Annotated in this window: 13 protein-coding genes; 12 read left to right on the top strand and 1 reads right to left on the bottom strand. The window is 66.1% G+C overall.

Translation table 11 applies throughout. From position 1 onward, the window contains the following. Positions 1-96: 96 nt before the first annotated feature. Positions 97-669: an REP-associated tyrosine transposase gene (locus tag NKT35_RS16115; protein WP_305883437.1), complete on the bottom strand. Its 573-nt coding sequence runs from the start codon at positions 667-669 to the stop codon at positions 97-99. Positions 670-877: 208 nt separating this feature from the next. On the opposite strand from NKT35_RS16115, the gene NKT35_RS16110 reads away from it, so the two are divergent. From NKT35_RS16110 to hycI, 12 genes are all read left to right on the top strand, one after another. Then, entirely contained in the window at positions 878-1,810 is a 933-nt protein-coding gene (locus NKT35_RS16110) for an IS5 family transposase (RefSeq protein WP_254294827.1), read from the top strand. 326 nt (positions 1,811-2,136) lie between these two features. Then, positions 2,137-2,703 carry a 4Fe-4S dicluster domain-containing protein gene (locus tag NKT35_RS16105; RefSeq protein ID WP_254294825.1) on the top strand — a complete coding sequence of 189 codons (567 nt, stop codon included), beginning with the start codon at positions 2,137-2,139 and terminating at the stop codon, positions 2,701-2,703. Beyond that, entirely contained in the window at positions 2,700-4,721 is a 2,022-nt protein-coding gene (hyfB, locus tag NKT35_RS16100) for a hydrogenase 4 subunit B (protein ID WP_254294823.1), read from the top strand. The genes NKT35_RS16105 and hyfB overlap by 4 nt, the downstream gene beginning before the upstream one ends. A gap of 10 nt (positions 4,722-4,731) precedes the next feature. Continuing rightward, positions 4,732-5,670 (top strand): respiratory chain complex I subunit 1 family protein, encoded by a 939-nt coding sequence (locus tag NKT35_RS16095; RefSeq protein WP_254294822.1) that lies wholly within the window; start codon positions 4,732-4,734, stop codon positions 5,668-5,670. Between the two features lie 9 nt (positions 5,671-5,679). Beyond that, the gene (locus tag NKT35_RS16090; RefSeq protein ID WP_254294820.1) at positions 5,680-7,119 is read left to right on the top strand and encodes a hydrogenase 4 subunit D; all 1,440 of its coding nucleotides are present in this window, start codon (positions 5,680-5,682) and stop codon (positions 7,117-7,119) included. Positions 7,120-7,129: 10 nt separating this feature from the next. Further along, positions 7,130-7,780 (top strand): hydrogenase 4 membrane subunit, encoded by a 651-nt coding sequence (gene hyfE, locus NKT35_RS16085; RefSeq protein WP_254294818.1) that lies wholly within the window; start codon positions 7,130-7,132, stop codon positions 7,778-7,780. A 4-nt stretch (positions 7,781-7,784) separates the two neighbouring features. Next, entirely contained in the window at positions 7,785-9,302 is a 1,518-nt protein-coding gene (locus NKT35_RS16080; protein ID WP_254294816.1) for a hydrogenase 4 subunit F, read from the top strand. A gap of 16 nt (positions 9,303-9,318) precedes the next feature. Next, the gene (locus NKT35_RS16075) at positions 9,319-11,025 is read left to right on the top strand and encodes a hydrogenase large subunit (RefSeq protein WP_254294814.1); all 1,707 of its coding nucleotides are present in this window, start codon (positions 9,319-9,321) and stop codon (positions 11,023-11,025) included. Between the two features lie 9 nt (positions 11,026-11,034). Beyond that, on the top strand, positions 11,035-11,574 hold the full coding sequence (locus tag NKT35_RS16070) for a formate hydrogenlyase complex iron-sulfur subunit (protein WP_254294812.1): 540 nt from the start codon (positions 11,035-11,037) through the stop codon (positions 11,572-11,574). A 50-nt stretch (positions 11,575-11,624) separates the two neighbouring features. After that, complete coding sequence (locus NKT35_RS16065) at positions 11,625-12,371, top strand: NADH-quinone oxidoreductase subunit B family protein (protein ID WP_254301402.1); 747 nt, start codon at positions 11,625-11,627, stop codon at positions 12,369-12,371. Beyond that, positions 12,368-12,778: a formate hydrogenlyase maturation HycH family protein gene (locus NKT35_RS16060; protein WP_254294810.1), complete on the top strand. Its 411-nt coding sequence runs from the start codon at positions 12,368-12,370 to the stop codon at positions 12,776-12,778. Before NKT35_RS16065 ends, NKT35_RS16060 begins: the two co-directional genes overlap by 4 nt. Further along, positions 12,768-13,247: a hydrogenase maturation peptidase HycI gene (gene hycI, locus NKT35_RS16055; RefSeq protein WP_254294808.1), complete on the top strand. Its 480-nt coding sequence runs from the start codon at positions 12,768-12,770 to the stop codon at positions 13,245-13,247. Before NKT35_RS16060 ends, hycI begins: the two co-directional genes overlap by 11 nt. Positions 13,248-13,334 lie beyond the last annotated feature (87 nt).

Genomic DNA, 13,334 nt, shown 5'->3' with positions numbered 1-13,334 from the left:
GGCCCCTGGCCTGCCCGCCCTACGTGGCTCGATGCGCGGACAACGGCGGAGCGGACATTCTGGTAGGGCGGGCAGGCCGCAGGCCTTGCCCGCGCCTCACCGGCGTCGAATAGCGGCCATCACACCATCCCCCGACCAATCGCCGGGATATTGCCCCTGCGCCACATAGCGATGGAAGGTCGAATACGGCCAATCGCCCACCCTCGCCGCCCAGCCATGCTTCACCGGGTTGAAATGCAGATAATCCAGATGCGCGGCGAAATCGGCCTCGTCGCGGATGCGATGCTCCCAAAACCGGTGCTGCCACAGCGTTCCATGGCGTTTTGCCGCCCGGCGCGCCGATTGCCAATCCGCACGGAAATAATGTCCACCCACCGCCCTCGTCACTCGACTTTTGATCGCGCTCCAACGCACCGAAAAATCGCCGTCGCCCGGCGGCAAGGTCCATATCGCATGCAAGTGATCCGGCAGCAAGACCCAGCCATCTATCGCGAACGGACGCTCCCGCCGCACCGCGATCACCGCCGCGCGCAAAGCCTGCCGCAGCAAGGGCTCGGTCAGTATCGGCTGACGGCGCTCCGTCACCACGGTGAAGAAATAGCACGCGCCTGCCACATGCTCCCTGCAGTAATAGGGCACCGGCCATCTCCCCAAAAAAGCGATCAGCATGCCGGCCTCTGCGCTACACCGGAAACTGGCCTAAATTCATGGGGCATTCTTCATCAGGCATAAACGTAGACAATGCGCGGGCAAGGCCTGCGGCCTGCCCGCCCTACGGGGTTGGCGAAGACGATTAATACAAACAAGTAGACAAGTAGGGCGGGCAGGGGCTTTGTTGCACAAATCACCCTCCCAGCAGGCGGGGTAGAATGACGGCATGAGCAAGCCCGCCCCGCCCAAGTACAAGACCACCAACTGGAAGACCTACAATGCTGCGCTCAAGGCGCGTGGGTCGCTGATGATCTGGTTGGACCGTGACATGCGCTGGCATGGCTCTGCAGTCGGCAAACGTGGACGGACACCGACTTTCAGCGATGCCGCCATTCAGTTCTGCCTGACGATCAAATGCCTGTTCAATCTTGCGCTCCGACAGGCCGTGGGTATGGTGCAAAGCCTGCTCAAACTGGCGGGGCTGGACTGGCTGACGCCGGACTACAGCACCGTGTGCCGGCGGCAAAAGCATTTGCAGGTGGCCATTCCTTGCCGTCCAACCACGACCGGGCTGCACCTGTTGATCGACAGCACCGGCATCAAGATGCTGGGTGAAGGCGAATGGAAAACGAAGAAACACGGCGCGGAGTACCGCCGTCAGTGGCGCAAGGTGCATTTGGGCATTGATGCGCAGACGCTGGAAATCCGGGCGATTGAAGTGACCGACAACGCGGTGGGCGATGCGCCAATGTTGCCGGAGTTGCTGGACCAGATTTCCGCGGGGGAAAGGATTGCTGCAGTAAGTGGCGATGGTGCCTACGACACCAAAGGCTGCCATGAAGCGATTGCCAAGCGAAAAGCCGAGGCGGTGATTCCTACCCGAAAGAATGCCAAGCCGTGGAAGGAAAATCGGTTGGGCGCCCATGTCCGAAACGAGATACTGCGTGCTACCCGGCTCCTGGGTCGAGCGATCTGGAGGAAATGGAGCGGTTACCATCGCCGCAGCCTGGTGGAAACCAAGATGCGCTGTTTCAAGCTGCTGGGCGAGCGGGTAATGGCAAGGGACTTCGACCGTCAAGTCGCAGAGCTCCAAGTGCGAGCGGCGATCTTGAACCGCTTCACGCGGCTCGGGACGCCGATGACGGTGCGCATGCCATAAATCCGTCCGGGGAAAGGGGCTTTGCATGCCGAAGCCTATTTATGCAACAAAGCCTCTCAAATACAGCAGCCCAACATGCAAAAATTCGACATGACTCGTCACTTCTGTCGATACGCGTAGCACTCCGACACCCCATCGGCACACCCGACCCTTCCTAAAAATACCAGTAAACCCATGAAATAAAAGGAAGATCTCCTTACCTACCTAAGCTGGCACGCCTCCTGCAAGTAATAAGCCATCCCGGGCCCCGCCTGGCTTTACTTGGGGGAATCATGAACCGCTTCGTCATTGCAGAGCCCGAGCTTTGCAATGGATGCAATACCTGCATGGCCGCCTGTTCCGCGCTGCATCGCGCGGCCGGCCTGCAGGCGCATCCACGGCTGGCCGTCACCCGCACGGCCTCCGTCACCGCGCCGGTGCTGTGCCGCCATTGCGACGACGCGCCTTGCGCGCGCGTCTGTCCGGTGGCGGCGATCTCGCTGTCCGGCCGCAGCGTCGATCTCAATGAAACGCTGTGCATAGGCTGCAAGCTATGCGCCATCGCCTGTCCTTTCGGCGCCATCCAGCTCTCCGGCACGCCTTGCGACGGCGTAGCCGCCGTCAGTCCGGCCTGGCAAGCGCCGCAAGCTGAGGCCGGGCCTTCCGCCGCGCCGCATAACAGCAACGCGACGCTGTCGCCGTTACTGGCTTGGGAGCCGGGCGTCAAGGCCATCGCCATCAAATGCGATCTGTGCCAGGGCCTGGCCGATGGCCCCGAATGCATGCGCGTCTGCCCGACGCAGGCGCTGCGGCTGGAAGACAACGATGCGCTGGCCCGCGCCGCCAGCCCCCGCCGACAGGCGGCGCTGCACTCGCTGGGCGAGGATGTGAACCTGCCGGAGGAAAGATCATGAGCCTCGCTCCCTTGCAATGGCTGTTGCTGGCCGTCTGCCTATACGGCGCGGGCGCGCTGCTCAGCCTGCTGCTCGCCAGAATGGAGTGTCTCGCCATCGCCGCTTCTTCGCTGTTCGGCATGGCCGGCGCGGCCTGCGGTCTGGCCGCCGCCTGGCCGGTGCTGCAAAACGGCTCGGTGGAGCGCTTCGCAGCTGCCGGGCCGTTTGAGTTCGCCCATTTCGCGGTGCGGCTGGACCCATTCTCGGCGCTGCTGCTGCTGGCCATTTCGGCCTTGACCCTGCTGACCTCGCTGTTCGGCTGGTCTTATGTTCAGGAATATCGCGGCCGCGGCGTCGGCGCGATGGGCTTCTTCGCCAATGCCTTCATCGCGGCGATGACGGCGCTGGCGGCGATGGACAACGCCTTTTACTTTCTGATCCTGTTCGAGGCGATGTCGCTGGCGTCTTACTTCCTGGTGATTTTCGAGCAGGATGAAGAGGCAGTGAACGCGGGCTTTCTGTACTTCCTGATCGCCCACGCCGGCTCGGTGCTGATCCTGATCGCCTTCTTCCTCATGTACGCGCAAAGCGGCAGCCTGGATTTCGACAGCTTCCGCGCGCTGCGTCTCGATGGCCCGCTCGCTTCCGTCGTGTTCCTGCTCTCGCTGTTCGGCTTCGGCGCCAAGGCCGGCATGGTGCCGCTGCATGGCTGGCTGCCGCGCGCCCACCCGGCAGCGCCCTCGCACGCTTCGGCGCTGATGTCCGGCGTGATGGTGAAGATAGGCGTGTTCGGCATCGTCAAGGTGGCCGTGGACATACTGGGCGCGCACACCGCCTGGTGGGGCCTGTTGGTGCTGGCCATAGGCGGCGTGTCCGCCGTGCTGGGCGTGCTGTACGCGCTGGCCGAGCGGGATCTGAAGCGGCTGCTGGCCTACTCCACCGTGGAGAACGTGGGCATCATCCTGCTGGGCGTGGGCGCCGGCATGCTGGGCCTGGCGACGCACCAGCCCTTGCTGGCCGCGCTGGGTTTTGTCGCCGCCGGCTACCACCTGCTCAACCACGCCTTGTTCAAGGGCCTGCTGTTCATGGGCGCGGGCTCCATTCTCTACCGAGCCCACAGCAAGGATATGGAGCAGCTGGGCGGTCTGGCCGCGCGCATGCCGTGGACGGCGCTGAGCTTTCTGGCCGGCAGCCTGGCCATCTGCGCGCTGCCGCCTTTCAACGGCTTTGTCTCCGAGTGGTTCACCTACCAGGCGCTGTTCGCCGTCAGCCAGGATGCCGGCTTCGCGCTGCGGCTGGCTGGCCCGCTGGCCATGGTGATGCTGGCCTTGACCGGCGCGCTGGCGGCGATGGCCTTCGTCAAGGCTTACGGCATGTGTTTCTCCGGCGCGCCGCGCAGCCACCATGCCGCCGAGGCGACCGAAACGCCGCCAAGCATGCGCGCCGCCATGCTGCTGGCCGCGCTGGCGCTGTTGTTGCTGGGCGTAGGCGCGAACGCGGTGTCGCCGCTGATGGCCAATGTGGCTGGATCTTTGACGCACACCTCGCCGCAATCGGTGACCGACGGCCTGTCCATCCACCCCGGCCTGCACGCTCAAACCATGGTGTCCATGCCGCTGCTGGCGCTGCTGCTGATCTCGCTGCCGCTGATTCTGCTGTTGGCCTTGTCCATGCTGCGCGGCGCGCGGCTGGCCCGTCGCCAGCAGGGCGACGCCTGGGCCTGCGGCTACGCGCAGGAAGCGTCGATGTCGGTCGGCCCACAAGGCTTGAGCCAGCCGGTGACGCATATGTTCGCCCCGCTTTACCGCCTGCGCGGCCAGTTGTCGCCGGCCGCCAGGCTGGACGCCGCGCTGGAGAAGACCATAGCCGGCGCCGCGCGCGCCGAGCCGCTGTGGGACCGGATGCTGACCCTGCCTGTCGCACGCTGGGTTGACCGGTTGGCGGCCCGCGTCCGCTGGCTGCAGCACGGCGACTTCCGCCTGTACTGCCTGTACGTGGTGATCGCGCTATTGGCGCTGCTCTTGATCGCCGCGCGCTAGGAGAACCACCATGCAAGCATTGCAATCCCTCCCCCTGGCCATCGCGCAAGCCGCGCTGCTGCTGGCGCTGGCGCCGCTGTTCACCGGCGTGTCGCGGATGATCCGCGCCCGCATGCATTCGCGGCGCGGCCCCGGCGTGCTGCAGGACTACCGCGATATTTTCAAGCTGTTCCGCCGCCAGGACGTGGCGCCGGGCCAGGCCGGCCTCGCCTTTCGCCTGGCGCCGGCGGCGCAGCTGTCCATCATGCTGATGCTGGCGATGGCGCTGCCTGCCCTCACCCGCCACTCGCCGGCCGGCCCGCTGGCCGATCTGATCAGCTTCGTCTACCTGTTCGGCCTTGCGCGCTTTTTCCTCTCGCTGTCCGGCGTGGACTCCGGCAGTTCCTTCGCCGGCATAGGCGCCGGCCGCGAGCTGACGCTGGGCATCCTGGTGGAGCCGACGATGATGCTCTCGCTGCTGGTGGTGGCCTTGATCGAGGGCAGCACCAATCTGGGCGCCATCGCCACCGGCATGTCCGGCAGCTATCTGCAGTCGCCGGCCGCCATCGGCCTGGCGCTGGCCGCCTTCGCCTTCGCCGTGTTCATCGAGATGGGCAAGTTGCCCTTCGACTTGGCCGAGGCCGAGCAGGAGCTGCAGGAAGGCCCGCTGACCGAATACTCCGGCCCCTCGCTGGCGCTGCTCAAGCTGGGCCTGGCGCTGAAGAAGGTGGTGCTCGCGCAGTTCATGCTGGGCGTGTTCCTGCCGCTGGGCGCGGCGGACAGCCTGGAACCCGGCGCGCTGCTGGCCGCAGCGGCCTGGCTGCCGCTCAAGCTGCTGGCGGTGTTCCTCATCGCCGCCGTCATTGAAAACAGCATGGCGCGCGGACGGTTCCTGTTGACCGCGCGCGTCACCTGGGTGGGCTTCGGCCTGGCCGCGCTGTCTTTCGTCTTCTATCTCACCGGTCTTTAAGGAGCATTCATGGAACACCTCGCTCTGGCGACCATCTTGCTGCCCTTCCTCGGCGCGGCCCTGGTATTGGCCAGCCCGCGTCCAGCCGGCCGCTTCCTGGCGCCGCTGTTCGCGCTGCTGGCGACCGTCGGCGCCGTCTGGCTGGCCGCGGCATTCAAAACAGCCGGCGGCATGGCCGCGCACTATCCCTTGCTCAGTTTCAATGGCATCGAGCTCTTGGGCCTCGCCGTGGACCGGCTCAGCACGCTGATCGGCATGGCCGTGGTAGGCCTGGGCTTCTTGGTGGCGCTCTACTCCACCGCCTACATGACCCCGGCCAACCGCGAGCATCCGCACCAGGCCGCGCCGCGCTACTACGCCTACTTATTGGTGTTCATCGGCGCGATGGCCGGCCTGGTGTTGTCGTCCACGCTCTTGGGCCAGCTGGTCTGCTTTGAGATCACCGGCGCCTGCTCCTGGGGGCTGATCGGCTATTACCAGAAGCCCAAGGCGCTGCAGTCGGCCTTGAAAGCTTTGCTGATCACCCATATCGGCTCGCTGGGCCTGTATCTGGCCGCCGGCTGGCTGTTCGCCCACAGCGGCAGCTTCAGCCTGTCCGCCATCGCCGCGCTGCCGGACTCCGCCAAGGTGGTGGTGCTGCTGGCCGTGCTGTGGGCGGCCTGGGGCAAATCGGCCCAACTGCCGCTGCATATGTGGCTGCCGGACGCGATGGAAGCGCCGACGCCGGTGTCCGCCTATCTGCACGCGGCCTCCATGGTGAAGGTGGGCGTCTACATCTTCGCCCGCGCGCTGGACGCCGCCGGCAACGTGCCGCATCTGGTGGGCTGGGTGGGCGCAGTGATGGCCACGCTTACGCTGCTGTACGGCTTCTGGATGTATCTGCCGCAAAAAGACATGAAGCGTCTCTTGGCCTACTCCACCATCACCCAGCTGTCTTACATCTTCCTGGCGCTGTCGCTGTCGGTCTTCGGCTCGCGCCTGGCCTTCAACGGCGCCATCGCCCACATTTTCAACCACGCCTTCGCCAAGAGCCTGTTCTTCCTGGTGGCCGGCGCGCTCAGCTACAGCTGCGGCACCCGGATGCTGCCGTCCTTGCGCGGCCTGTTGCGCGGCGCGCCGCTATTGGGCGTGAGTTTCTGCGTGGCCGCGCTGGCCATTACCGGCGTGCCGCCGTTCAACGGCTTCTTCAGCAAGTTCGCCATCTTCGCCGCCGGCTTCCAGCTTTCGACCGACGAGCCGTGGCTGCTGCCGCTGATGTTGCTGGCGATGGCGGAATCGGTGGCCAGCTTCGCGTGGTTCCTGCGCTGGTTCGGCAAGACGGTGCCGGGCGAGATGTCCCCCGTGGTGGCCGCGGCCCAGCCGCTGCCTTGGCAAATGAAAACCGTGCTGGCCGCGCTGCTGGCGATGAGCCTGGCTTCCAGCTTCATCGCTTCGGCATGGCTGGCCTGAGGAGACGAGGATGGACGGCATGCTGATCGTCAATAATCTGGCCGGGCTGTTGATCGTCACTTCGCTATTGGTGATTTGCGCCAATCGCGTGGCGACGGCCGCCTGCTTCTACGTCTTGCAATCGCTGACGCTGGTGGGCGTGTTCCTGGCGCTGGCGCTTACCCAGGGCTCGCACGAGCTGACGCTGTGGGCGGCCTCGGCCTTTGTCACCAAGGTGGTGCTGGCGCCGCTGATCCTGATCAAGCTGCTGGGCCCGCTGCCGGAAGACCCGGCGCTGAAGGGCCTGCTCGGCCCGGCCTGGATGGCCGTGCTGGCGGCGCTGATCGTGCTGGTCAGCTGGTATGCGGTGGATGCGGTGCGGCTGGCCGTGGTGGCGCCGCTGAAGCCGGCGCTGGCGGTGTCGCTGGGCCATTTCCTGCTGGGTCTGGCCTGCATCGTCACCTCGCGCAACATCCTCAAGCAGATTTTCGGCTACTGCCTGATGGAGAACGGCGCCCACCTGACGCTGGCCTTGATGGCCGGCAAGGCGCCGGAATTGGTGGAAATAGGCATCGCCACCGACGCGGTGTGCGCGGTGCTGATCATGGCGCTGCTGGCGCGCCGCATTCATCGCACGCTGCAAACGCTGGACGTGCGGCAACTGACCGCTTTGAAGGGTTGAGGCCATGACTGCTACGCATTGGCTTGTTCTGCTGTTGTTGATTCCGCTGGCGGCGTCGCTGCTGTGCGCGGGCTGCCGGCTGGCCGGCGAGGCTTGCGCGTGGCTGGCGTCTGCGCTGCACCTGGCCAGCGTCTCGCTGCTGCTGGTTCTGTCTCTAGCCGCCTGCGCCGGGATAATAAGCGGCGGACCGCTGGCCGCGCTGGACGGCTGGCTGCGCGTCGACGCGCTGGGCGCGTTGTTCCTGGCGCTGATAGGCGTGCTCGGTTTCGCCACCGGACTGTACGCGGTGGGCTATATGCGCCACGAGCTGCGGCACGGCGAGGTGGGGCCGGAGCGGCTGGCCGGCTTCTACGCCATCTTCCAGCTGTTTTTGTTCACCATGCTGCTGGCCGTCACCGCCAACAACGTCATCATGATGTGGGTGGCGGTGGAAGCCACCACGCTGGGCTCGGCCTTCCTGGTGGGCTTTTACGGCCAGCGCTCCTCGCTGGAGGCGGCCTGGAAATACATGGTGATCTGCACCGTGGGCGTGGCCTTCGGCCTGTACGGCGTGCTGCTGGTCTATTCCAACGCCGCCAGCCTGCTGGGCGACCACGGCGGCGCGGCGCAATGGACCACGCTGCTGGCCATGGCCCAGCAACTGGACCCGGCGCTGACGCGCATCGCCTTCGTCTTCGTGCTGATCGGCTTCGGCACCAAGGCCGGCTTCTTCCCCATGCACGCCTGGCTGCCGGACGCGCACAGCGAGGCGCCCAGCCCGGTCAGCGCGCTGCTGTCCGCCGTGCTGCTCAACTGCGCGCTGCTGATCGTGATCCGCTTCCACATGCTGGCCTCGCGCGCGCTGGGGCCGGGCTTCTCGGAAACGCTGCTGCTGGTTTTCGGCCTGATGTCGGTGGCGGTGGCCGCGCTGTTCATCCTGTCGCAGCGCCACATCAAGCGGCTGCTGGCTTATTCCAGCGTGGAGAACATGGGCCTGATCGCCATCGCCCTGGGCCTGGGCGGCCCGCTGGGCGTGATGGCGGCGCTGTTCCACACCGTCAACCACAGCCTGGCCAAGGCGCTGCTGTTCTGCGGATCCGGCAATGTGCTGCTCAAGTACGGCACGCCGGACATGGGCTCGGTGAAAGGCCTGCTGCGCGCCGCGCCGCTGACGGCGATGCTGTTCGGCGCCGGCGCGCTGGCGCTGGGCGGCATCCCGCCGTTCAACGTGTTCTACAGCGAATTCCTGATCGTGGCCGCCGGCTTCAGCCAGGGCCATGTCGCGCTGACTGTCGTCGTGCTGCTGCTGTTGACCATCGTGCTGGCCGGGCTGGCGCGGATGCTGGCGGCCACCTTGTTCGGTCCCGCGCCTGACCAAGTGGAGCCGGGCGAAGCCGGCTGGCTGACGCTGCTGCCGCTGATCCTGCTGATGCTGGCCATGCTGGCGATAGGCCTGTTCATGCCGGACAGCCTGCAAACCCTGCTGCGCGAGGCCAGCCAGCTGGTGCTGGCCGCCGCCAACCACCCCGTCGCGATCCGCTGAGGCCTGGGAGAAAAACATGAATGACGACAAACTGGGCCGCAATTATCTGGATGGCCTGAAGCAACGCTTCCCGCACACGGTGCTGGAGGAGGAATGGCAAACCGCCGACCAGCTCACCGTCACGGTGAAGCTGTCCAGCCTGCCCGAAGTGGTGGAGTGGCTGTATTACCAGAACGAGGGCTGGCTGTCGGTGCTGTTCGGCAACGACGAGCGGCCGCTGAACGGCCACTTCGCCGTCTACTACGTGCTGTCGATGGAAGGGCCGGTCAAATGCTGGCTGGTGGTGCGCGCGCTGATAGACCCGGAGCGGCCGGAGTTCCCCTCCGTCACGCCGCGGGTGCCGGCTGCGGTGTGGGGCGAGCGCGAAGTGCGCGACATGTACGGCCTGACGCCGGTCGGCCTGCCCGACGAGCGCCGGCTGGTGCTGCCGGACGACTGGCCGGGCGACCTCTACCCCTTGCGCAAGGACGCGATGGCTTACAACCAGCGCCCCGCGCCCACCACCGACACCGAAACCTACACCTTCGTCAACGACGCCGCCGGCGTCACCCGCGACGTGCCGCTGGGGCCGCTGCACATCACCTCGGACGAGCCGGGCCACTTCAGATTGTTCGTCGACGGCGAAACCATAGTCGACGCCGACTACCGCATGTTCTACGTGCACCGCGGCATGGAAAAGCTGGCCGAAACGCGGATGGGCTACGACGAAGTCACCTTCCTGTCCGACCGCGTCTGCGGCATCTGCGGCTTCACCCACAGCGTGGCTTACGCCAGCGCGGTGGAAAACGCGCTGGGCCTGGCGGTGCCGCCGCGCGCGCAGATGATACGCAGCGTGTTCCTAGAGGTGGAGCGGCTGCACAGCCACTTGCTCAACCTGGGGCTGGCCAGCCACTTCGTCGGCTTCGACACCGGCTTCATGCAGTTTTTCCGCGTCCGCGAAAAAGCCATGACCATGGCCGAGCTATTGACCGGCGCGCGCAAAACCTACGGCATGAACCTGATAGGCGGCGTGCGCCGCGACATCCTGAAAGAAGAGCGTCGGCGCACGCTGAAGCTGGTAATCGAATTGCGCGAGGAAACCACCCGCCTGGTCGACATGCTGCTGTCCACGCCCAATCTGCGCCAGCGCACCAGCGGCGTGGGCGTGCTGGACCGCAAGGTGGCGCGCGACTTCAGCCCGGTGGGCCCCTTGCTGCGCGCCAGCGGCTACCGCCGCGACATCCGCGCCGACCACCCCTACGGCGCTTATGCCGAGCTGCCTTTCGAGCTGCACAGCGAAAACAGCTGCGACGTGCTGGGCCGGGTGCTGATCCGCGCCCGCGAGTTCTTCAACTCGCTGGACATCATACAGTTCGCGCTGGACAACCTGCCGCCGGGCCCGGTGCTGCTGGAGGGTTTCGCCTATCAGCCGCACAAATTCGCGCTGGGCTTCGCCGAAGCGCCGCGCGGCGAGGACATCCACTGGGCGATGACCGGCGACAACCAGAAGCTGTACCGCTGGCGCTGCCGCGCGCCCACCTACGCCAACTGGCCGCCGCTGCGCTACATGCTGCGCGGCAATACCGTGTCCGACGCGCCGCTGATCGTGGCCAGCATCGACCCCTGTTATTCCTGCACCGACCGCGTGACGCTGGTGGACGTCAAGAAGAAAAAATCCACCACCGTGCCCTACCAGGAAATCGAGCGCTACGGCCGCGAGCGCACCCATTCGCCGCTGAAATAGGAAAACGCCATGTTCAAGCTATTCAAGATCATAGCCAAGGCGGGCGAGCCGACCACGAAATACCCGTTCGCCCCGTTCCCGGTCAGCCCCGGCTTTCGCGGCAAGCCGGAGTTGAACGCCGGCCAGTGCATCGCCTGCGCCGCCTGCACCCAGGCCTGCCCGGCCGGTGCGCTGACCATGCAGACCGACAGCCGCGCCGGCCGGCGCGAGTGGGCGCTGAACCTGGGCCGCTGCATTTTTTGCGGCCGCTGCGAGGAAGTCTGCCCCACCCGCGCCATCCAACTGAGCCAGGAGTTCGAGCTGGCGGTGGCCTGCAAGGCGGACCTGGTCCAGCGCGCCAGCTTCCGGCTGGAGAACTGCGCCTGTTGCGGCAAACCCTTCGCGCCGCTGAAAGAGGTCCACCACGTCATGGACCTGCTGCGCCAGAGCGGCCTGATCCTGGATGAGGCGCAGCGCAAGCTGTACGCCGCCTGCCCCGAATGCAAACGCAAGCAGACCATAGAACGCGACGCGCTGACCCGCAGCCGCCGCGAGGAGGAGCGAGCATGATTCCGATCCAATCCGACGCCGGCCTGATCATTCCGCGCGACGAATACGGCATGCCCAAGCCGCTGACCGAAAGCGAAGGCATAACCCAGCTGAAACAGAAGCTGCTCAAGGACATTCAGCGCTCGGCCTATGTCTACCGCGTGGACTGCGGCGGCTGCAACGGCTGCGAGATCGAGATCTTCGCCGCCATCACCCCGGTGTTCGACGCCGAGCGCTTCGGCATCAAGGTGGTGGCCTCGCCGCGCCACGCCGACATCCTGCTGTTCACCGGCGCCGTCACCCGCGCCATGCGCATGCCGGCGCTGCGCGCCTGGCAGGCCGCGCCGGACCCGAAAATCTCGGTGTCCTACGGCGCGTGCGGCTGCAGCGGCGGCATCTTTCACGACCTTTACTGCGTCTGGGGCGGCAGCGACAAAATCGTGCCGGTGGACGTTTACATTCCCGGCTGCCCGCCCACGCCGGCCGCCACGATTTACGGCTTCGCCATGGCGCTGGGCCTATTGGAACAAAAGCTGCATGCCAGCCATCAGGAAGAAGGCGATGGAGACCGCGCCTTGCTGCCCCACCCTTTCATTCCGCTGGATACGCGGGTGCGCATCGAGCGCGAGGCGCGGCGGCTGGCCGGATACCGCAGCGGCCGCATCCTGGCCGAGCAATTCATGGACCTGGCCAGCCAGGCCGACGGCCTGAGCCTGGACGAGCGCGTCAAACGCCATCTCTCGGCGATAGACGATCCGCGCGAGAACGAAATCTTCACCCGGCTGTGGGATGTCGGCATGGCGAGAGGCGCGCGATGAACCGCATCGTGTTTCACGCGCTGGGCCGCAAATTCCTGCAGCGCGAAGAGGACATGCCTGCCGACGACGGCGCGCGCCAGGTGATCTACCAGACGCTGGCGCTGGGCCACCACATCGGCGTGATCGACTGCCTGCAAGCGCGGCTCAGCTGCCCGGAAGACGGCTACGCGGCCTGGCTGGCCGCGCTGCCCGAAGGCGAGGCGCGGCGCAAGCTGGCCGGCGCGCTGCGCTTTGGCGAAATCATGATAGACGCCGGCCACGCCGCCCTGCTGGCGCGCGCGCTCGATCAGGGCCGCCCGGCGATGAGCGAAGAACAGCGCGGCTGGAGCGACGCGCTGATGCGCGAGCTGGCGGCGATGGCCGCCGAACCCGCGCTTTACCTGATGGTGAAACGACATGAAAACTGATGCGCCCGATCTGATCCTGGCCGTGGGCAACAGCATGATGGGCGACGACGGCGCCGGCCCTCTGCTGGCCGAACTGATGAAACAACAAGCCATTCCCGGCTGGGAGGTTGAAGACGGCGGCAGCGCGCCGGAAAACGCCGCCCACCGCGTCGCCGCGCGCGCGCCGCGCCGCGTGGTGCTGGTGGACGCCGCCGACATGGGCCTGGCGCCCGGCGAAATCCGCCGCGTGCCGCCGCAAGCGCTGGCCGAGATGTTCATCATGAGCACCCACGACCTGCCTTTGAGCTTCTTGATGGAAAGGCTGGCCGAAACAGTGCCGCAAGTGGAGTTCATCGGCATCCAGCCCGATCTGGTGGCCTTTTATTGCCCGATGACCGAACGGGTGCGCCAGGCGGTGGACCGGCTCTACGCCGCGCTGCGCGACGACCCGGCGCTGGACAGTTTGCCCTGGCTGTCTGACGCAGATTAAACCCGCTGCGATTAGACGGCATCCATGCTATGAGCAGGCGCGGCCGGCCGGTAAAATTTATCCTGCAAGTTCCCGCCGCCACCGAGC

Origin of the sequence: Chromobacterium sp. IIBBL 290-4, assembly GCF_024207115.1 — a bacterium.
In the GTDB taxonomy this organism is placed as follows: Bacteria; Pseudomonadota; Gammaproteobacteria; order Burkholderiales; family Chromobacteriaceae; genus Chromobacterium.
This window is presented reverse-complemented; position numbering and strand designations above follow the sequence as displayed.

What these genes read in the sequence shown, in the direction of transcription:
- NKT35_RS16115 (WP_305883437.1), bottom strand. Translation starts at nt 669, where the DNA reads ATGCTGATCGCTTTTTTGGGGAGATGGCCGGTGCCCTATTACTGCAGG.
- NKT35_RS16110 (WP_254294827.1), top strand. Translation starts at nt 878, where the DNA reads ATGAGCAAGCCCGCCCCGCCCAAGTACAAGACCACCAACTGGAAGACC.
- NKT35_RS16105 (WP_254294825.1), top strand. Translation starts at nt 2,137, where the DNA reads ATGGCCGCCTGTTCCGCGCTGCATCGCGCGGCCGGCCTGCAGGCGCAT.
- hyfB (WP_254294823.1), top strand. Translation starts at nt 2,700, where the DNA reads ATGAGCCTCGCTCCCTTGCAATGGCTGTTGCTGGCCGTCTGCCTATAC.
- NKT35_RS16095 (WP_254294822.1), top strand. Translation starts at nt 4,732, where the DNA reads ATGCAAGCATTGCAATCCCTCCCCCTGGCCATCGCGCAAGCCGCGCTG.
- NKT35_RS16090 (WP_254294820.1), top strand. Translation starts at nt 5,680, where the DNA reads ATGGAACACCTCGCTCTGGCGACCATCTTGCTGCCCTTCCTCGGCGCG.
- hyfE (WP_254294818.1), top strand. Translation starts at nt 7,130, where the DNA reads ATGGACGGCATGCTGATCGTCAATAATCTGGCCGGGCTGTTGATCGTC.
- NKT35_RS16080 (WP_254294816.1), top strand. Translation starts at nt 7,785, where the DNA reads ATGACTGCTACGCATTGGCTTGTTCTGCTGTTGTTGATTCCGCTGGCG.
- NKT35_RS16075 (WP_254294814.1), top strand. Translation starts at nt 9,319, where the DNA reads ATGAATGACGACAAACTGGGCCGCAATTATCTGGATGGCCTGAAGCAA.
- NKT35_RS16070 (WP_254294812.1), top strand. Translation starts at nt 11,035, where the DNA reads ATGTTCAAGCTATTCAAGATCATAGCCAAGGCGGGCGAGCCGACCACG.
- NKT35_RS16065 (WP_254301402.1), top strand. Translation starts at nt 11,625, where the DNA reads ATGCCCAAGCCGCTGACCGAAAGCGAAGGCATAACCCAGCTGAAACAG.
- NKT35_RS16060 (WP_254294810.1), top strand. Translation starts at nt 12,368, where the DNA reads ATGAACCGCATCGTGTTTCACGCGCTGGGCCGCAAATTCCTGCAGCGC.
- hycI (WP_254294808.1), top strand. Translation starts at nt 12,768, where the DNA reads ATGAAAACTGATGCGCCCGATCTGATCCTGGCCGTGGGCAACAGCATG.